The organism is Pseudomonas sp. NY8896, assembly GCF_039634505.1.
On record NZ_CP132350.1, the window covers coordinates 1,177,741 to 1,196,637 of the forward strand.

General features: G+C 63.1%; 19 protein-coding genes. 8 read left to right on the forward strand and 11 right to left on the reverse strand.

The window, feature by feature from the left end; genetic code table 11:
* Positions 1-49: 49 nt before the first annotated feature.
* Positions 50-547 (reverse strand): hypothetical protein, encoded by a 498-nt coding sequence (locus Q9451_RS05220; RefSeq protein ID WP_012274430.1) that lies wholly within the window; start codon positions 545-547, stop codon positions 50-52.
* Positions 548-888: 341 nt separating this feature from the next.
* Between Q9451_RS05220 and Q9451_RS05225 the strand changes: the two genes are divergently transcribed.
* Complete coding sequence (locus Q9451_RS05225) at positions 889-2,955, forward strand: AsmA family protein (protein ID WP_012274429.1); 2,067 nt, start codon at positions 889-891, stop codon at positions 2,953-2,955.
* Positions 2,956-3,066: 111 nt separating this feature from the next.
* Here the strand turns inward: Q9451_RS05225 and Q9451_RS05230 are convergent, their stop codons facing one another.
* Both Q9451_RS05230 and osmE read right to left on the reverse strand, forming a co-directional pair.
* A complete protein-coding gene (locus tag Q9451_RS05230) occupies positions 3,067-3,597 on the reverse strand; it encodes a ferritin-like domain-containing protein (RefSeq protein WP_012274428.1) in 531 nt (176 codons plus the stop codon).
* A 36-nt stretch (positions 3,598-3,633) separates the two neighbouring features.
* On the reverse strand, positions 3,634-3,975 hold the full coding sequence (gene osmE / locus Q9451_RS05235) for an osmotically-inducible lipoprotein OsmE (RefSeq protein WP_004576961.1): 342 nt from the start codon (positions 3,973-3,975) through the stop codon (positions 3,634-3,636).
* Positions 3,976-4,097: 122 nt separating this feature from the next.
* On the opposite strand from osmE, the gene Q9451_RS05240 reads away from it, so the two are divergent.
* The gene (locus Q9451_RS05240) at positions 4,098-4,988 is read left to right on the forward strand and encodes a triacylglycerol lipase (RefSeq protein ID WP_012274427.1); all 891 of its coding nucleotides are present in this window, start codon (positions 4,098-4,100) and stop codon (positions 4,986-4,988) included.
* Here Q9451_RS05240 and Q9451_RS05245 read toward each other — a convergent pair.
* On the reverse strand, positions 4,985-5,857 hold the full coding sequence (locus tag Q9451_RS05245) for a DMT family transporter (RefSeq protein WP_012274426.1): 873 nt from the start codon (positions 5,855-5,857) through the stop codon (positions 4,985-4,987). The two genes, Q9451_RS05240 and Q9451_RS05245, sit on opposite strands and share 4 nt — an antisense overlap.
* A gap of 162 nt (positions 5,858-6,019) precedes the next feature.
* On the opposite strand from Q9451_RS05245, the gene Q9451_RS05250 reads away from it, so the two are divergent.
* The 3 genes from Q9451_RS05250 (at position 6,020) to Q9451_RS05260 (ending at position 8,237) form a co-directional block, all read left to right on the forward strand.
* Positions 6,020-6,808 carry a helix-turn-helix transcriptional regulator gene (locus Q9451_RS05250; RefSeq protein WP_012274425.1) on the forward strand — a complete coding sequence of 263 codons (789 nt, stop codon included), beginning with the start codon at positions 6,020-6,022 and terminating at the stop codon, positions 6,806-6,808.
* 63 nt (positions 6,809-6,871) lie between these two features.
* Positions 6,872-7,159, forward strand: a complete 288-nt coding sequence (locus Q9451_RS05255) for a PsiF family protein (RefSeq protein ID WP_012274424.1) — start codon at positions 6,872-6,874, stop codon at positions 7,157-7,159.
* Positions 7,160-7,229: 70 nt separating this feature from the next.
* A complete protein-coding gene (locus Q9451_RS05260; protein ID WP_012274423.1) occupies positions 7,230-8,237 on the forward strand; it encodes a membrane protein in 1,008 nt (335 codons plus the stop codon).
* A gap of 36 nt (positions 8,238-8,273) precedes the next feature.
* On the opposite strand, the gene Q9451_RS05265 is transcribed toward Q9451_RS05260, so the two are convergent.
* Positions 8,274-9,545, reverse strand: coding sequence for an Hsp70 family protein (locus Q9451_RS05265; protein WP_012274422.1), 1,272 nt, complete (start codon positions 9,543-9,545; stop codon positions 8,274-8,276).
* A 164-nt stretch (positions 9,546-9,709) separates the two neighbouring features.
* Here Q9451_RS05265 and cbpA point away from each other — a divergent pair, with 164 nt between their 5' ends.
* Together cbpA and Q9451_RS05275 are read left to right on the forward strand one after the other, a co-directional pair.
* Entirely contained in the window at positions 9,710-10,666 is a 957-nt protein-coding gene (gene cbpA, locus Q9451_RS05270; RefSeq protein WP_012274421.1) for a curved DNA-binding protein, read from the forward strand.
* A 2-nt stretch (positions 10,667-10,668) separates the two neighbouring features.
* Positions 10,669-10,974, forward strand: coding sequence for a chaperone modulator CbpM (locus Q9451_RS05275; protein WP_012274420.1), 306 nt, complete (start codon positions 10,669-10,671; stop codon positions 10,972-10,974).
* A 68-nt stretch (positions 10,975-11,042) separates the two neighbouring features.
* Here the strand turns inward: Q9451_RS05275 and Q9451_RS05280 are convergent, their stop codons facing one another.
* From Q9451_RS05280 to urtA, 6 genes are all read right to left on the reverse strand, one after another.
* Positions 11,043-11,558 carry a GNAT family N-acetyltransferase gene (locus Q9451_RS05280; RefSeq protein WP_012274419.1) on the reverse strand — a complete coding sequence of 172 codons (516 nt, stop codon included), beginning with the start codon at positions 11,556-11,558 and terminating at the stop codon, positions 11,043-11,045.
* Positions 11,559-11,589: 31 nt separating this feature from the next.
* The gene (gene urtE / locus Q9451_RS05285; RefSeq protein WP_012274418.1) at positions 11,590-12,288 is read right to left on the reverse strand and encodes an urea ABC transporter ATP-binding subunit UrtE; all 699 of its coding nucleotides are present in this window, start codon (positions 12,286-12,288) and stop codon (positions 11,590-11,592) included.
* A gap of 17 nt (positions 12,289-12,305) precedes the next feature.
* Positions 12,306-13,163: an urea ABC transporter ATP-binding protein UrtD gene (gene urtD, locus Q9451_RS05290; protein ID WP_012274417.1), complete on the reverse strand. Its 858-nt coding sequence runs from the start codon at positions 13,161-13,163 to the stop codon at positions 12,306-12,308.
* Positions 13,160-14,239: an urea ABC transporter permease subunit UrtC gene (gene urtC, locus Q9451_RS05295; RefSeq protein ID WP_012274416.1), complete on the reverse strand. Its 1,080-nt coding sequence runs from the start codon at positions 14,237-14,239 to the stop codon at positions 13,160-13,162. Before urtC ends, urtD begins: the two co-directional genes overlap by 4 nt.
* Positions 14,239-15,726 carry an urea ABC transporter permease subunit UrtB gene (urtB, locus tag Q9451_RS05300; protein WP_012274415.1) on the reverse strand — a complete coding sequence of 496 codons (1,488 nt, stop codon included), beginning with the start codon at positions 15,724-15,726 and terminating at the stop codon, positions 14,239-14,241. The genes urtC and urtB overlap by 1 nt, the downstream gene beginning before the upstream one ends.
* 119 nt (positions 15,727-15,845) lie before the next feature.
* The gene (urtA, locus tag Q9451_RS05305) at positions 15,846-17,111 is read right to left on the reverse strand and encodes an urea ABC transporter substrate-binding protein (RefSeq protein ID WP_012274414.1); all 1,266 of its coding nucleotides are present in this window, start codon (positions 17,109-17,111) and stop codon (positions 15,846-15,848) included.
* Between the two features lie 293 nt (positions 17,112-17,404).
* Here urtA and Q9451_RS05310 point away from each other — a divergent pair, with 293 nt between their 5' ends.
* Positions 17,405-18,859, forward strand: a complete 1,455-nt coding sequence (locus Q9451_RS05310) for a M12 family metallo-peptidase (RefSeq protein ID WP_123108988.1) — start codon at positions 17,405-17,407, stop codon at positions 18,857-18,859.
* Positions 18,860-18,897: the final 38 nt, after the last annotated feature.

Below are 18,897 nucleotides of genomic sequence, written 5' to 3' on the forward strand. Positions count from 1 at the left end.
GGAGGGGAGCAAGCGTTGTGACAGAGGTTGTTCTTTTCGGCCATGGTGATCAGCTCACACGGCTGAGTTCAACCAGACGATCCGAGCCACCTTCGGCAACGCGGCCATTGCGTTCGATCAGGCGATCCGAGCCACCTTCGGCGACGCGGCCATTGCGTTCGATCAGGCGATCGGAACCACCTTCGGCAACGCGGCCACTGCGTTCGATCAGGCGATCCGAGCCACCTTCGGCAACGCGGCCACTGCGTTCGATCAGGCGATCGGAACCACCTTCGGCAACGCGGCCACTGCGTTCGATCAGGCGATCGGAACCACCTTCGGCAACGCGGCCACTGCGTTCGATCAGGCGATCGGAACCACCTTCGGCAACGCGGCCACTGCGTTCGATCAACCGATCGGAACCACCTTCAGCTACGGTTTTCAGTGGCTGGGCGATTTCGGCAGCGCTGGAGCGCGATTCGGCGGTCAGGTGTTGCTCGGAAGCCGGCAGGGCAAAAGCGTTGGCGGCCAAAAGGGACAGGGTCAGGGTCAGCAGGTGGCGTTTCATGATTTCGGTGCTCCTCTCGGGGGCTGGAAAGTGGGTACGAAGCCAATGCTACGCCGCGTAACGCCAGAGAGAAGTTCATACGGGTAATGGTAACAATCGACCGTATTGATAGAGGTTCGCAACGCCTCTAATCAGCGCCTTTCAGGCGCGCAGGCAAACCGCTGGCCGTGCCTCCGTTGGGTAACATGTACAGCCTGGCGCGATAAATTGCTGAGCAAAGGGCCAGGAAAAACTTCGCTATCATGGCGCCATCGATAAAACCCCATGGGTTTTCATGAGTCCGAGATATTGAGTGCCACTGAAGTGCCTGTTCTGTGTCATACCGCAAGGAGATTCACGCAATGACGCGTCCCGCCAGAATTCTCGTCTGGACCCTCACCAGCCTGTTCACCCTGCTGGCAATCCTGGTGGTGGTGATCGCCACCTTCGACTGGAACCGCGTCAAGCCGCTGCTCAACGAGAAGGTCTCCGAGGCCTTGCACCGGCCTTTCGCAATCAATGGCAACCTCGCTGTGCATTGGCGTACCGAGCCCGAAGAGGGCGGCTGGCGTGCCTGGGTGCCGTGGCCGCACTTCATTGCCGAGGACCTGACCTTGGGCAACCCGGAGTGGCTCAAGGAGCCTGATATGGTCGGCCTGGCGCGCGTGGAGTTCCGCCTGGCGCCGCTACCGCTGGTGTTCCAGCAGATCAGCATCCCCCGCATCAACCTTACCAAGCCTACCGCCAACCTCACCCGCCTGGCCGATGGCCGCGCTAACTGGGTGTTCGACTTCGGCCCCAAGGATGAAAACGCAGAACCTTCAAAGTGGCAGTTGGATATTGGCGCCATCGGCTTCGACCAGGGCAACGTCAGCTTCGACGACCAGACACTGAAAACCAGCATGAAGGTGCAGATCGACCCGCTGGGCAAGCCAATCCCGTTCAGCGACATTGTCGGCAAGGCCAGCGCCGAGAAGGCTGGCGCTGCGCAGGACTATGCCTTCGGCCTCAAGGCCCAGGGCCGCTACAAAGGCCAGCCAGTGTCCGGCACTGGCAAGATCGGCGGCCTGCTGGCGCTGCAGGACGCCAGCCAGCCGTTCCCGCTGCAGGCCGATGTGCGCATCGCCGACACCCACGTGGTGCTAGCCGGCACCCTGACCGACCCGCGCAACCTCGGCGCCCTCGACCTGCGCTTGCGCCTGTCGGGTGCCAGCTTGGGCAACCTCTACCCGTTGACCGGGGTAACCCTGCCGGACACGCCGGCCTACTCCACCGATGGCCGCCTCAGCGCCAACCTGCACGCGGCGCAAGGGGCGTCGTTCAATTACCAGGGCTTCAACGGCAAGATCGGCGACAGCGATATTCACGGTGACCTGGCCTTCGTCGCCAGCCAGCCACGGCCCAAACTGTCCGGCAAACTGGTATCGAACCAGTTACTGTTCAAAGACCTGGCGCCGCTGATCGGCGCCGATTCCAACGCCGAGCAGAAGGCCCGGGGTGGTGCCAGCAAGCAGCCGACGGGCAAGGTGCTACCGGTTGAAGAGTTCCGCACCGAGCGCTGGCGCGCGATGGATGCTGACGTCACTTTTGCTGGCAAGCGCATCGTGCACAGCACGCAACTGCCGTTCAATGACCTGTCGGCCCACGTGATACTCGATGACGGCCTGCTGCGCCTGGAGCCCCTGCGTTTTGGCGTGGCCGGTGGCAGCCTGGCCTCCAATATCCGCCTTGACGGGCGCAGCGTGCCCTTGCAGGGCCGGGCACAGTTGACGGCACGGGGTTTCAAGCTCAAGCAACTGTTCCCCACGTTTGCGCCGATGCAGACCAGCTTTGGCGAATTGAACGGCGATGCCGACATCACGGGCCGTGGCAACTCGGTGGCAGCCTTGCTGGGTACGGCCAATGGCGACCTGCGCATGCTGATCAACGATGGCGCCATCAGCCGCAGCCTGATGGAGATTGCCGGTTTGAACGTGGGCAACTATGTGGTCGGCAAGCTGTTCGGTGATGAGGACGTGAAGATCAACTGCGCGGCAGCCGATGTGGGTATCAAGGATGGCCTGGCGACTACGCGGCTGTTCATCTTCGATACCGAGAACGCGATCATCTACATCAACGGCACCGCCAATTTTGCCTCCGAGCAGTTGGACTTGAAGATCACCCCGGAGTCGAAAGGGCTGCGGTTGTTCTCGCTGCGCTCGCCGTTGTACGTGCGTGGACCGTTTGCCAAACCGAGTGCCGGTGTGCAGGCGCTGCCGCTGGCGTTGCGCGGCGCGGGAATGGTGGCGCTGGGTGTGGTGGCCGGGCCGGCGGCAGGGTTGCTGGCACTGATTGCGCCCAGCAGCGGGGATGATCCAAACCAGTGCACGCCGTTGTTGCAGCAGATGAAAGCGGGCAAGGCACCGGCGGCGGTGAAAGGGCGGAAATAGCAGGGGGCCGCTTTGCGGCCCATCGCGACACAAGGCCGCTCCTACAGGGGTACGCGATCCCTTGTAGGAGCGGCCTTGTGTCGCGATGGGCTGCACAGCAGCCCCTAACGATTACAACCCTTGCAACAGGTCGGACATGTCGTCCGCGTGCTCTTCTTCCTGCGCCAGAATGTCTTCGAAGATGCGCCGCGTAGTCGGGTCTTTATCGCCAATGTACTGAATGATCTCGCGGTAGCTATCAATGGCAATCCGCTCCGCCACCAGGTCTTCCAGCACCATCTCTTTCAACGAATTGCCTGCCACGTATTGGGCATGCGAATTCTTGGTCAGGTTATCGGGGTTGAAGTCTGGCTCGCCGCCCAACTGCACGATGCGCTCGGCCAGCTTGTCGGCGTGTTCGGCTTCCTGGGTGGCATGCTCCAGAAACTCCTCGGCTGCCACGCTGGCCTTGATGCCGCTGGCCATGAAGTAGTGGCGCTTGTAGCGCAGTACGCAGACCAGCTCGGTGGCCAGCGACTCGTTCAGCAGGCGCAGGATCTCTTTGCGATCGGCGTGATAGCCCTCGGTCACGGCGCCTTGCTCTACATGCTGGCGGGCACGTTCGCGCAGGGTTTTCACATCGGTGAGTTCAACGTTGCTCATGGTTATCTCCAGCAGGGGTCAGGTTGGGGCATTGGCTTATGCGCCATGCAAGGCGTCGCTGTCTTCCTGGCGTTGCTTGCAGGTCTTGAAGCCTTTGGCATCGACATGGCCGGTGGCGTCGAAGCGCACGTAGTAAGGCTGCTGTTTGCCATCGCGGTTAAGGATGTAGTCGTTGCAGGTGCCCCCGTGCGGCAGGTCGATCACGTTCGACGGGCTGCCGCCAATGGCGATGACCTTCTGCATGGTCATACCGTTCTCTACCTGCTTGACCAGCGGCTCGTCGCGGTAGGTGACGTAGTCCACCGGGTTTTCCGGGCGGCTGCCGCAGGCGGCCAGGGTGGCGCTTGCCAGAAGGATTGCCAGGGTCTGCTTGTACATGGTCCCGCTCCTTGCAAAGGGTCTGTGTGGTTTGGAACCACAGCGCACGCCGGGAGTTCGATTGCGATGGCCATGATGGCCGCTGTAGTGTTGGCCGGTCGTTCACGCAAAGGGGCTGGGTGATGCCACAGGAATTGGCCACGCGATACCCGTTGGTGCTGGTGCCGGGCATGCTCGGGTTTGTCCGGATGGTGCTCTACCCCTACTGGTTCGGCATCGTGCCGGCCCTGCGCAAGGGTGGGGCGCAGGTATTTCCGGTGCAGGTTTCGCCGCTGCATTGCAGCGAGGTGCGCGGTGAGCAGTTGCTGGCGATCATCGAAGACATCTGCCAACGCACCGGCGCCGACAAGGTCAACCTCATCGGCCACAGCCAGGGCGCCCTGAGTGCACGCTACGCCGCGGCCAAGCGGCCTGAGCGGGTGGCTTCGGTCACCTCGGTGGCCGGGCCCAACCATGGCTCGGAACTGGCCGACCACCTGGCGCGTACGGCACCGGGCGATTCACCCCAGGGGCGCATCCTCAAGGCCGTGCTGCATGGTTTTGCCGTTTTGCTGGTATGGCTGGAAACGGGCTGGCGCCGCGAGCCGCTGCCGGTGGATGTGCATGCCTCGCACCAGTCGCTGACCAGTGCCGGGGTGGCACTGTTCAACCAGGCTTATCCACAGGGCCTGCCGCAGACCTGGGGTGGGGAAGGGGCCCATGAGGTCAACGGCGTGCGCTATTACTCTTGGTCGGGCACCTTGCAGCCTGGCCTGACCGACCAGGGGCGTAACCGTTTTGACGGCAGCAACCGTTTCTGCCGCCTGTTCGCGCGCAGTTTCATCAAGGAAAAGGGCCAGTGCGACGGTATGGTCGGGCGTTTCAGTTCGCACCTGGGGCAGGTGATCGGCGACGATTACCCGCTCGATCACCTGGATATCGTCAACCAGTCGCTCGGCGCCGTGGGCAAGGGCGCCGAGCCGGTGCGGCTGTTCACCGAACATGCAGCCCGGCTCAAGGCTGCGGGGCTTTAGCGGCGGATCGGTGTGGTCCAGCGCTCGGCCAGCACTACGCCGGCCAGGGTCAGCAAGCCGCCGACCAAGTGGTAGCTGGCCAGTTGCTCATCAAGCACCCCGGCGGCGATCAGCGCAGTGACCAATGGCAGCAGGTTGAAGAACAGCGTGGTGCGGCTAGGCCCCAGGCGGTGCACGGCCTGCATCCACACCCGTGGTGCGATCATCGAAGCCAGCACGCAGGCATACAGCACCAAGCCGATGTTGTGGCTGTTCAGGCCGGTCTTGTCCGACAGCAGGAACAGCGGCAGCAACACGACGATGGCCACCAGCACCTGCAGGTACAGCAACTGCATCGGCGGCAGGCGCAGCTGCCATTTCTTCAGCAGGAAGCTGTACAGCGCATAGGCCAGGGTAGCCACCAGCATCAGCAGGTCGCCGCTGTTCAGCCCTTGTTGCAGCAGGCTGGCGGGGTGGCCGGCGCTGACCACCTCCAGTACCCCGAAGAACGATACCAGCGCACCCAACAGGGCGCCGTAGCTCAGGCGCTGGCCCAGCCAGGCGATGGACAGTGCCAGTGACATCAGCGGCATCAGCGAGAGAATGATGCCCATGTTGGTGGCGCTGGTGATGCCGGCGGCGAAGTAGGCCAGGCTTTGGTACATCGCCATGCCCAGTACGCCGAGCACGAACACCTTGCCCAGGTGCGGGCGGATGGCCGCTCGGTTGCGCCACACGGCGGGCAGCAGGAACGGGGTGAACAGCAAGGCAGCCAGCAGCCAGCGATAAAAGCCGATCTCGGCGGGGTGGATGGCGCCGGCGGACATCTTGGTGACCACGGTGTTACCGGCCCAGATGAGGATGGCGGTGAGGGGGAACAGGTAATTCATGTTGCAGAGATTCTCTGAAGTATCGCGATGATTTTTTGGAGCGCTGTGCGCCCCTTTTGCGACACAAGGCCTGCGCAGCAGGCCCCGATGGCAGCCATTATCAACTGTCTGTCTAAAAGCCTATACTTCCATCCAGACAACCCACCCTGCCAAGCAGACAGCATGCCGCGCAAATACCTGGACATCCCTCAGTTCACCCAGCTCCCGGCCCCGGTGTACTTCCGCCACGATGAGTTCGTTGCCGACACCCACAGCGCCGTGCACTGCCACGCCTGGGGTCAACTGAACTACACCGCTCACGGCGTGATGCATCTGGACGTTGCCGGCCAGCGCTTCCTGTCACCGCCAAGCTACGCCGTGTGGGTGCCGCCCGACACCGCGCATGGTTGCTACAACCCGCAGGCCATCGTCTACCGCTCCATCTACCTCGACCGCAGCCTGTGCGCCGCGCTGCCACGGCAACCGTGCAGCTTGATGATCAGTGACATTCTCAAGGCCATCCTCGCCGACTTCGCCCGCCGCGACCTCAAGGTGGCCGAAGACCCGCGCGACCAACGCCTGGTGCAGGTTCTGCTCGATCAATTGCTGCTGGCACCCACCCAGGCCTGCTACCTGCCGTTTGCCCACAGCGATGGCTTGCGCCAGGTGCTCGAAGCGCTCAGCGCCGAGCCTGGCGACAACCGCCCGTTGGCCGACTGGGCTGCCCGAGTGCATGTCAGCGAACGCACCCTGGCCCGCCAGTTTCTGCGCGAATTGGGCATCAGTTTTGGCGAATGGCGCTTGCGCCTGCGTTTTTTGCGCGCCATCGAAGCGCTGGAAGCTGGCCTGCCGATTCAGGCCATCGCCTTCGACCTGGGCTACAGCAGCGCTTCGGCGTTCATCGCCATGTTCCAGCGCCAGGCCCAATGCACGCCCGAGCAATACCGCCGGCAGGCGCGGGCGGGGCGCTGAGAATTCTTGGCTACACTCAGCTCGACCCCCGTGCATCGGGCGCGGAGCCAAGGAGACCACTCCATGAAAGTGCTGCACATTCCATTGCTGGCGTTGGCTGTGTTGTTCAGCGCCCAAGGCTTCGCGGCCAATACCGCGCAGCAGGAAAAAATGAAAACCTGCAATGCCGACGCCACCACCAAGGCCCTGAAGGGCGATGAGCGCAAAGCCTTCATGAGCACCTGCCTGAAGAAGGATGTGCCGCAAACCCAACAAGAGAAGATGAAAACCTGCAACGCCGACGCCACCACCAAAGCCCTGAAGGGTGACGAGCGTAAAGCCTACATGAGCGACTGCCTGAAGAAGAAATGACCTGCGCCTATGCCTGCGCCGCCAAGGCTGGCAGACTGCGGGCATTCCCGCTGTCTGCCGTCGAGGCTGTATGACCTTTACCCCCCGTCAGATCACCCTGGCCAGCCTGATCATCGTCATGGCCGGGCTGCTGCTGGCTTTGCCCCTGAAGTTGCTGCCCAGCCTGCTGGCCGGCCTGCTGGTGTTCGAACTGGTCAACATGCTGACCCCGCGCCTGCAGCCGCTGTTGGCTGGGCAACGCGCGCGCTGGCTGGCGGTGGCACTGCTCGGCACGCTGGTGGTCAGCACCCTGACGCTGCTGATTGCCGGTGCCTTCAGCTTTTTGCTGCACGAGGCGGAGAACCCCGGCGCCTCGCTGGACAAGTTCATGGCCTTGGTCGAGCGTGCCCGCGGCCAGCTGCCACCCTTCATCGAAGGCTACCTGCCCGCCAGTGCCGCAGAGTTCAAGGTCGCCATCGGCGACTGGATCAAGAGCCACCTGAGCGATTTGCAACTGGTGGGCAAGGGCATGGCGCACATGTTCGTCACGCTGCTGATCGGCATGATCCTCGGCGCCATCATCGCCTTGCAGCGCATTCCCGATGTTTCCCGGCGCAAGCCCCTGGCGGCGGCGCTGTTCGAGCGCCTCAATCTGCTGGTGAAGGCGTTTCGCAACATCGTCTTCGCGCAGATCAAGATTTCGCTGCTCAACACGGCCTTCACCGGCATCTTCCTGGCGGTGGTGATGCCGTTGTTCGGTGTGCACCTGCCGTTGACCAAGACGCTGATCGTGCTGACCTTCCTGTTGGGCCTGCTACCGGTGATCGGCAACCTGATGTCCAACACCCTGATCACCATTGTCGGCTTGTCGCTGTCGATCTGGGTGGCGGCGGCAGCGCTGGGTTACCTGATCGTCATCCACAAGGTCGAGTATTTCCTCAACGCGCGGATCGTGGGCGGGCAGATCAGTGCCAAGGCGTGGGAACTGCTGTTGGCGATGCTGGTGTTCGAGGCGGCGTTCGGGCTGCCTGGGGTGGTGGCAGGGCCGATCTACTATGCCTACCTGAAGAGTGAGCTGAAGCGGGCGGAGCTGGTCTGACAGCGTGCTGGGGCTGCAAAGCAGCCCCAAGATGGCTCAGGCTGCGCCGTAACGCTTGCGGGCCTCGATGGCCAGGCCGCTACCAATGCTGCCAAAGATGTTGCCTTCCACATGCCGCGCATTCGGCAGCATCGCCGACACGCTGTTGCGCAGCGCCGGAATTCCGCTGGAACCCCCGGTGAAGAACACCGTGTCGACCTGCCCTTCGCTCACGCCAGCCTTGGCCAACAGCTCGGTCACGCTACCGCGCACCCGCTCCAACAGGCCGTCGATGGCCTCTTCGAACAGCGCACGTGTCAGTTCTGCCGTCAGCTCGGGCTCGACGCGGCGCAGGTCGATGCGGCGGCTGTCGTGCTCGGTCAGTTCGATCTTGCTGGCTTCCACTTCCATCGCCAGCCAGTGCCCGGCGCGTTGCTCGATCAGTTTGAACAGGCGGTCGATACCGAAGCTGTCCTCGATGTCGTAGCGCATGCTGCCCAGCGCCAACTGCGACTTCTGCGAGTACAGGGCGTTGATGGTGTGCCATGTGGCCAGGTTGAGGTGGTAGCTGGTGGGCATCAGCGCGCCGCTCTTCATGCGGCTGCCGTAGCCGAACAGCGGCATCACGCCCTGCAGGCTCAGCTGTTTGTCGAAGTCGGTACCGCCGATGTGCACGCCGCCGGTGGCGAGGATGTCGCTCTGGCGTTCGGCGACCAAGTGGCGCTCGGGCGACAGACGGATCAGGGTGAAGTCCGAAGTACCACCGCCGATGTCGACGATCAGCACCAGCTCTTCGCGGCTGATGCTCGACTCGTAGTCGAAGGCTGCGGCAATCGGCTCGTACTGGAACGAGACGTCCTTGAAGCCGATCTTGCGCGCTACTTCGGCAAGGGTATCTTCTGCTTCCTGGTCGGCGGCCGGGTCTTCGTCGACGAAGAACACCGGGCGGCCCAGCACCACCTGGTCGAATTCACGGCCCGCAGCGGCTTCGGCACGTTTTTTCAGCTCGCCGATGAACATGCCCAGCAGGTCCTTGAACGGCAGGGCGCTGCCCAGCACGCTGGTGTCGTGCTTGATCAGCTTCGAGCCCAGCAGGCTTTTCAGCGAGCGCATCAGGCGGCCTTCGTAGCCTTCCAGGTACTCGTGCAGCGCCAGGCGGCCATACACCGGGCGCCGCTCTTCGATATTGAAGAACACCACCGAGGGCAAGGTGATCTTGCCGTCTTCCAGGGCAATCAGCGACTCCACGCCAGGGCGGTGCCAGCCGACCGTGGAGTTGGAGGTGCCAAAATCGATGCCCAGGGCGCGGGCCGGGGATACGTCAGACATGGGAAATCAGCTTCCGGAGCGAAAACGGCCGCGCAGTTTATGCCACTTGGCTACAGAATCAAGACCAGTCGTCTGCCATGGGGCAAACCCAAGGCGGTCTTGAAAGGCTATGCTTGACCCCTATCTTCTGTTGCAACACGCACATTCACATTGGTGATCCACAGATGGACTTCAAAGACTATTACAAGATACTCGGCGTAGAGCCCACGGCGGACGACAAGGCGATCAAGGCCGCGTACCGTAAGCTGGCGCGCAAGTATCACCCCGATGTCAGCAAGGAGCGCGACGCCGAGGACAAGTTCAAAGAGGCCAACGAGGCCTACGAAGTGCTGGGCGACGCGCAGAAACGTGCCGAGTTCGATGAAATTCGCAAGTACGGCGGCCAGCATGGCCGGCCGTTCCAGGCGCCACCGGGCTGGGAAAACCGTGGCGGTGGCGGTGGCTTCGAAGGCGGCGATTTCTCCGACTTCTTCAGCTCGATCTTCGGTGGGCGCGGGGGCGGCAACCCCTTCGGTGGCGCTCGGCAGCAGCAACGCAGTGCAGGCAGGCGGGGGCAGGACGTGGAGCTTGAACTGGCAGTGTTCCTTGAAGAAACCCTGAGCAAGGAGTCCAAGCAGATCAGCTTCCAGGTGCCGCAAACCAATGCCATGGGCCAGCGCACCGGCTTTACCACCAAGACCCTGAACGTGAAGATTCCGGCCGGGGTGACCGACGGCGAGCGCATTCGCCTCAAGGGCCAGGGCGCACCGGGCAGCGGTGGCGGGGCCAATGGCGACTTGTTCCTGACCCTTCGCATGGCGCCGCACCCACTGTTCGATGTCGAAGGCCATGACCTGATCATCACCGTGCCCTTGGCACCGTGGGAGGCTGCCCTGGGCGCCAAGGTGGCGGTACCGACCCTGGAGGGCAAGATCAACCTGACCATCCGCCCGGACAGCCAGAGCGGGCAGCGCCTGCGCGTACCCGGCAAGGGCCTGGCGAACAAGCAGGGCGAGCGCGGCAACCTTTACGCGCAGCTCAAAGTGGTGATGCCGACCACGTCTGACGAGTCTACCCGTGAACTGTGGGCCAAGCTTTCCGAAAAGGCCGCGTTCAACCCGAGGGCACAATGGAGTAAGTGATCATGAGCAGCACCCTGATCGTTCAATTGGACATGCGTACCCTGTGTCAGGAAGCCGATGTCACGGCGGACTGCGTGATCGAAATCGTCGAGCACGGCATTGTCGAACCTTCCGGGCGAACGCCGGAGGACTGGTTGTTCGACGATCAGGCGCCGCTGCTGACCAGGCGTGCGGCCAAGCTGCACCAGGAGCTGGAACTGGAGTGGGAAGGGGTGGCGCTGGCGCTGGAGCTGTTGCAGGAAGTGCAGCAGTTGCGCAGCGAGAACAGCATGCTGCGCCAGCGGCTGGGCAGGTTTACCCAGATGTAGGCGATCATGCTGGCGCCTGTGGGAGCGGCCTTGCGTCGCGCAAGGCCGTTCCCACAATGGGCCGTATTTCAGGTTGGTTCGGCCCCTGGGTTCAACACCAGTTGCATGAAGGTCAAATCCAGCCAGCGGCCAAACTTCACCCCCACTTGCGGCATCTGCCCGGTCACCACGAAGCCCAGTCGCTCATGCAGGCGCACCGAGGCCGCATTGCCACTCTCGATGGCCGCCACCATCACATGTTTGCCGCAACCACGCGCACGCTCGACCAGCGCTGCCATCAACACCGGTCCCAGCCCTTTTCCGCGCTGGTCACCCCGGATATACACCGAGTGCTCCACGGTCAGGCGAAAGCCCTCGAACGGCCGCCAGTCGCCAAACGAGGCATAGCCCAGCACGCCTGTCTCATCTACCGCGACCAGGATCGGATAACCCTGCTGCGCCCGCGCTTCGAACCAGGCCTGGCGGTTGGCCAGGTCTACCGGCGTTTCGTTCCAGATCGCCGTGGTGTTGCGCACGGCGTCGTTGTAGATGTCGAGGATGCCGGGCACGTCGGTGGGCAGGGCATCGCGGATTTCGTAACTCATGACAGCGTCTCGCAGGGTCGTTGAATGCAGATTAAATGGTTACCAGCCCGCGCACACCTTCGGCTTGCATGTTTTCACCGCGGCCGCGCTGGACGATTTCGCCGCGGGACATGACCAGGTATTGGTCGGCCAGTTCTTCGGCAAAGTCGTAGAACTGCTCCACCAGCAGAATCGCCATGTCGCCGCGCTGCGCCAGGCGGCGGATTACGGCGCCGATTTCCTTGATCACCGAAGGTTGGATGCCTTCGGTGGGCTCGTCGAGAATCAGCAGGCGCGGGCGGCTGGCCAGGGCGCGGCCGATGGCCAGCTGTTGCTGCTGGCCGCCAGACAAATCGCCGCCACGGCGTTGCTTCATCTGCTCCAGCACCGGGAACAGCTCGTAGATGAAGGTCGGCACTTCGCGGGCTTCACGGGCGGGGAAGCGCGACAGGCCCATCAGCAGGTTTTCCTCGACGGTAAGGCGCGGGAATATCTCGCGGCCCTGGGGCACGTAGGCGATACCAGCGTGGACCCGTTGCTGGGGCTTGAGGCTGGTGATGGGCTTGCCTTCCCATTCGATACGCCCGTCACGGGCGGGTACCAGGCCCATCAGGCAGCGCAGCAGGGTGGTCTTGCCCACGCCGTTGCGGCCCAGCAGGCAGGTAACCTCGCCGACCTTGGCTTCGAAAGACAGGCCACGCAGGATGTGGCTGCCGCCGTAGTACTGGTGCAGGGTGTCGATTTTAAGCATGTCATGTCCTCGATTGATCATCGGCCCAGATACACCTCGACCACCCGCTCATCCGCCTGCACCTGCTCCAGCGACCCTTCTGCCAGCACACTGCCCTGGTGCAGCACCGTGACATGGTCGGCGATGCTGCCGACAAAGCCCATGTCATGCTCCACCACCATCAACGAATGCGTGCCAGCCAGGCCCTTGAACAACTCGGCGGTGAACTCGGTCTCGGCATCGGTCATGCCCGCCACCGGTTCATCCAGCAACAGCAACTTCGGCTCCTGCACCAGCAGCATGCCGATCTCCAGAAACTGCTTCTGTCCGTGCGACAGCAAGCCAGCCTGGCGCTGGGCCAGGGGCAGCAGGCGCAAGGTGCTCAGCACCTCTTCGATGCGCTGGCGTTGCTCGCCGCTCAGCCGCGCTGCCAGGCTGGCCCATACCGACTTGTCGGCCTTCAGCGCCAGCTCCAGGTTTTCGAACACTGTCAGCGCCTCGAATACCGTGGGCTTCTGGAACTTGCGGCCAATGCCGGCCTGGGCGATCTGGTATTCGCTCATGCGGGTCAGGTCGAGGGTGTCGCCAAAGAAAGCGCTGCCGGTGTCAGGGCGAGTCTTGCCGGTGATCACGTCCATCATCGTAGTCTTGCCGGCGCCGTTGGGACCGATGATGCAGCGCAGCTCGCCCACACCGATGTACAGGTTCAGCGCGTTGAGCGCCTTGAAACCATCGAAGCTGACGCTGATGTCTTCAAGGCTCAGCACCGTGCCGTGGCGGGTGTCGAGGCCAGCCTTGCGGCTTTGGCCCAGGCCGATGGCGTCGCGACCGGCGCCGAGGTGGTCGAACACCGGCTCCAACATGAATTCCGGATGAACCGGGGGCACGCCTCTCATGGCTGGCTCCTTTTCTTCAACAGGCCGACCACGCCCTTGGGCAGGTACAGGGTGACAAGAATGAACAGTGCGCCCAGGAAGAACAGCCAGAACTCCGGGAAGGCCACGGTGAACCAGCTTTTCATGCCATTGACCAGGCCGGCGCCGAGCAACGGGCCGATTAGCGTGCCGCGCCCGCCCAAGGCCACCCACACGGCGGCTTCGATGGAGTTGGTCGGCGACATTTCGCTGGGGTTGATGATGCCCACCTGTGGCACATACAACGCCCCGGCCAGGCCGCACAGCACGGCGCTCAGGACCCACACCAGCAGCTTGAAGCCGCGTGGGTCGTAGCCGCAGAACATCATGCGGTTTTCGGCATCGCGCACCGCCGTGAGCAGGCGGCCGAACTTGCTGCGGGTCAGGCGCCAGCACAGGTACAAGCTGGCCAGCAAAAGGCCGACCGTGAGCAGGAACAGCACCGCGCGAGTGCCTTGCGCGGTAATGTCGAAGCCGAGGATGGTGCGGAAGTTGGTAAACCCGTTGTTGCCGCCAAAACCGGTTTCGTTGCGGAAGAACAGCAGCATGCCGGCGAAGGTCAGGGCTTGGGTCATGATCGAGAAGTACACGCCCTTGATCCGCGAGCGGAAGGCGAACCAGCCGAACACCAGCGCCAGCAGCCCCGGTGCCAGCACCACCAGGCACAGGGCCCAGGCAAAATGCTGGGTGCCGGCCCAGTACCACGGCAGCTCGGTCCACGAAAGAAAGGTCATGAACCCCGGCAGGCCGTCGCCGGCCGCCTGGCGCATCAGGTACATGCCCATGGCATAGCCGCCCAGGGCGAAGAACAGGCCATGGCCCAGCGACAGCAGCCCGGCATAGCCCCAGACCAGGTCCAGGGCCAGGGCGACGATGGCGTAACAGAGGATCTTGCCGACCAGGGTCAGGGTGTAGGCCGACACCTGCAGGGCATGGTCCGCCGGCAGCAGCGAGAGCAGCGGCAGGGCGACGAGCAGCAGCACGACGACGGCGCCGATGGCCAGGGTCAGGCGTGGCCCGGCCTTTTGCGTAGCGGTGACAAGCAGTGGCTGGTTCATCAGTCGATTACCCGTCCCTTGAGGGCGAACAGGCCTTGCGGACGCTTCTGGATGAACAGAATGATCAACGCAAGGATGAGGATCTTGCCGAGCACGGCACCGATCTGCGGCTCCAGCAGCTTGTTGGCGATGCCAAGGCCGAAGGCGGCCCACAGGCTGCCGGCCAGTTGCCCTACGCCACCCAGCACCACCACCAGGAACGAGTCGATGATGTAGCTTTGGCCCAGATCGGGGCCGACGTTGCCGACCTGGCTCAGGGCTACGCCGCCGAGCCCGGCGATGCCAGAACCCAGGCCAAAGGCGAGCATGTCGACGCGCCCGGTGGACACCCCGCAGCAAGCCGCCATGTTGCGGTTCTGGGTGACTGCGCGCACGTTCAGGCCCAGCCGCGTGCGGTTGAGCAGCAGCCAGGTGAGCAGGACCACGGCCAGGGCGAAACCGATGATCACCAGGCGGTTGTACGGCAGCACCAGGTTGGGCAGCAGTTGGATACCGCCGGACAGCCAGGCCGGGTTGCTCACCTCGACGTTCTGCGCGCCGAACAGCAGGCGAATGGCCTGGATCAGGATCAGGCTGATGCCCCAGGTAGCCAGCAGGGTTTCCAGTGGGCGGCCGTACAGGTGGCGGATGACCGTGCGCTCCAGCGCCATGCCCACACCGGCACTGACCGCGAAGGCCACCGGCAGGGCGATCAGCGGGTAGAACTCAATGGCGCCTGGGGCGTAGCGCTGCAGCAGCACCTGGACCATGTAGGTGCTGTACGCGCCGAGCATCAGCATCTCGCCGTGGGCCATGTTGATCACCCCGAGCAGGCCAAAGGTGATCGCCAGGCCGAGCGCCGCCAGCAGCAGGATCGAACCCAGCGAAAGGCCACTGAACGCCTGGCCGAGCAGTTCGCCGACCAGCAGCTTGCGCTTGACCTGGGCCAGGCTGGTTTCGGCGGCGGTGCGTACGCCGGCATCGGCTTCCGCATCCGGTTGCAGCAGCGCTTCGAGGCGGGTGCGGGCCAGCGGGTCGCCGGTTTCACCCAGCAGGCGCACGGCGGCCAGGCGAACGGCGGGTTCGCTGGCGCCCAGTTGCAGGTTGGCCAGGGCCAGGCCCAGGGCGGCGTGGACGGCGGCGTCCGGCTCGGCGGCGAAGCGCCGGTCGAGGAAGGCCATCTGCGCCGGTTGTGCGCTTTTTTGCAGGTGTTGGGCGGCGGCCAGGCGGGTGTCGCTGTTGTCGCTGAGCAACTGGTGGCTGGCCAGGGCGTTGTCGATCAGGCCGCGCAGGCGGTTGTTCAGGCGTAACTTGCGGGTGTCATCGGCGGCGATGCGGCCTTGGCGCAGTTCATTCAGCAGTGGCAGGCGCGCGGCATCGGGTTGCGCCGCCCAGCCTTCGAGCAGACGGGCTTGCTCGGCGGGCTTGGCGGTAAGGAGGAATTCGCCCTCGCTGGCCTGGGTTGCCAGCGGCAGTAGCAGGAGCAGGGTGAGCAGGAGTCTGAGCATGCGGGTAATCCTGGAGATCGGCGGTGGATACATCGCGAGCCAGCTCGCTCCTACAGGGGAAGCACCTCATTTGTAGGAGCGAGCTGGCTCGCGATGGGGCCGCATGGCGGCCCCAGTGCTCAGTTACCTTTCACTGCATAGTCCGGGCGCTTGTCGTTGCCCGGGATGAACGGGCTCCATGGCTGCGCCCGCAGCGGCTGCTCGGTTTCCCACACCACGCTGAACTGCCCGTCATCCTGGATCTCGCCGATCATCACCGGCTTGTGCAGGTGGTGGTTGGTCTTGTCCATGGTCAGGGTGAAGCCCGAGGGCGCCTTGAAGCTCTGCCCGGCCAGCGCCTCACGCACCTTGTCGACGTCGGTGGACTTGGCTTTTTCCACTGCTTGCGCCCACATGTGGATGCCCACATAGGTGGCTTCCATCGGGTCGTTGGTTACGGCCTTGTCGGCACCCGGCAGGCCCTTGGCTTTGGCATAGGCCTTCCAGTCGGCGACGAACTTCTGGTTCACCGGGTTATCCACCGATTCGAAGTAGTTCCACGCCGCCAGGTGGCCCACCAGTGGCTTGGTGTCGATGCCGCGCAGCTCCTCTTCGCCCACCGAGAAGGCTACCACTGGCACGTCGGTAGCCTTCAGGCCCTGGTTGGCCAGCTCCTTGTAGAACGGCACGTTGGAGTCGCCGTTGACCGTGGAAATGACCGCCGTCTTGCCACCGGCGGAGAACTTCTTGATGTTGGCGACGATGGTCTGGTAATCGGCGTGGCCGAACGGCGTGTACACCTCTTCGATATCCTTGTCGGCCACACCCTTGCTATGCAGGAAGGCGCGCAGAATCTTGTTGGTGGTGCGCGGGTAGACGTAGTCGGTGCCCAGCAGGAAGAAGCGTTTGGCGCTACCGCCGTCCTCGCTCATCAAATATTCCACGGCCGGAATCGCCTGCTGGTTGGGCGCGGCGCCGGTGTAGAACACGTTCGGCGACATCTCTTCACCTTCGTACTGCACCGGATAGAACAGCAGGCCGTTGAGCTCTTCGAACACCGGCAGCACTGACTTGCGCGACACCGAGGTCCAGCAGCCGAACACCACGGCGACCTTGTCCTGGGTCAGCAACTGACGGCTCTTTTCAGCGAACAGCGGCCAGTTGGAGGCTGGGTCGACCACTACCGGCTCGAGCATCTTGCCGTTCACACCGCCCTTGGCGTTGATTTCGTCGATGGTCATCAGCGCCATGTCCTTGAGCGAGGTCTCGGAAATGGCCATGGTCCCGGAAAGCGAATGCAGGATGCCGACCTTGATGGTCTCGGCGGCCTGGATGCTCCAGCTCAGGCCCATCGCCGCAATCGATGCGCTGAGGGTAAAAGCCTTGATCAGACTGCGACGCTTCATGTGCTCTCTCCGCTGAGTTCTTTTAGGGTGTTGGGCAGCGGGGAGGGGCGTTGCAAGGGGTGTGCCTAGTGGCGAAACTGGCGTAATAGAAGGGTTGTGCGAGGTGATGGGGCGTTGGCGAGGTCCAGGTTGGTGCTTGAGGGGTTTGTGTGCACAGCATTGGAGCCGCTGTTCGGCACTTCATCTTGATTGGCTTTACGGCCAAAGGCTGTTCCCCTGATATTTTTGCCAGTATCAGGGCGCGCTTGTGCCGCGTAGTGTCTGGGACATGTTCAAACCAGCGGGCATTCAGCATGAACTTCTCAGGCTTGGTCAAAGCGCCGTCCCTTTCCTTATCCGTGCTCGTATCAGCGCTACCCCTGGGTGGATGTGCATCCTTCGATGCACTTCAGGCAACGACATCGATGGTGGCTAGGGCGGGCAAGGAAGCGGTGGGCATATACGACTATGCGCTGGTTCATTCGCAGCGCACTACCCAGGGATACACCGTCGAGGGTGGCAATCTCATCGATCGGAACAAGCAGCTGGTCAAAGGCTCGCTGGTAATGGTCCTGGATCCGGCAGGTGCGTTCACCGCGATCATCGACCGGCCCGACGAGGTAGGTGTCCTGTATGTCGATGCTAAAGGCAAACGCATACTGAAGCAGTCGCCTGCCGACATGAACAGGTCCCCCGACCCCGATGCCAAGCCCGAGCGTGCGGAGGCCATCGGCAGTGGGCAACAACAAGTGGCCACCGTCGATGCGCTGGTCCTGTTTACCGCCAAGGCACTTTCCAAGCTGGAAGGAGACCCCGTGGCGTATGCCTTGGCCGAGCTGGAGACAGCCAACCTGGGCCTTCGCAACTCCGAGTTGCCAGGTATACAGCTGCGGTTGGTCGGTATCACTGTCACCGACACCGACCATGTGGTGGATGCCGCGGGGCTGAATGCGATCCGTGACTTGATGACGCCGCTGCGCGAAGACTACTTCCATGACATCAATGTCGCCTTTTCCGGAACGCTGTTCCAAGGCGGGCTCGCCCATGTACGCCAGTGGTCGAGTATCAATGGCGTCGAGGCGCCGTTGGCATTTCGCCACGAGGTAGGCCATAACGCCGGCGGCCAACACTGCTATACGGGTGAGCTTGAGTACTATTTCCATGGTTACCAGACGGCCAATGGCGCGCACACCTTCATGTGTGGGAACAATGTCCCGTATTACTCGAACCCCCAGGTCATGTATGACGGCCAGGCCCTTGGCGACCCCTCGACAGCGGACATGGCCAGGGTGTGGCGTGAAAGTGCCAATCGGCTCAGTAACTACAGTCCAGCCTTCGAAGGACTGCGCGGCTTCTATTACAGCCCTTTGGGGCACGAGCCTCTGATTGTCGAGGGTATCCATTCCAGGGAAGGTGCTTTTGTCGCGCTCTCGGAAGAGGTCGGCCCGACTCAAGTTGTGGACCAGGCACCGGCAGGTACACCGCTACAGGTGCGCCTGGTGCACGACGGTGATGGCAAGGTTTTTACAGTCAAGATGACCGCCTCACGCAGGATGGGACCTGCCTGCACCTGGACCGGGATGCATGCCATTGGTAGCGACTGCGAGGGGCGGCTGCCCAGACTCGAGTTGTCGTTGCAGGCCGACGCCTCGCAGAATCCAGGGTTGCCGGCAGGTTGGTACAACGGGATCTTGCCGTTACAAGTGGTCAGCAAATCCTTTGAGGGTAGCGCGAGCCCGATGAGGGTCAGCATCGCGCTTAAGCTCTGAGTCGAACCGAATGGCCCACGCGTATCGTGAGCCACTGC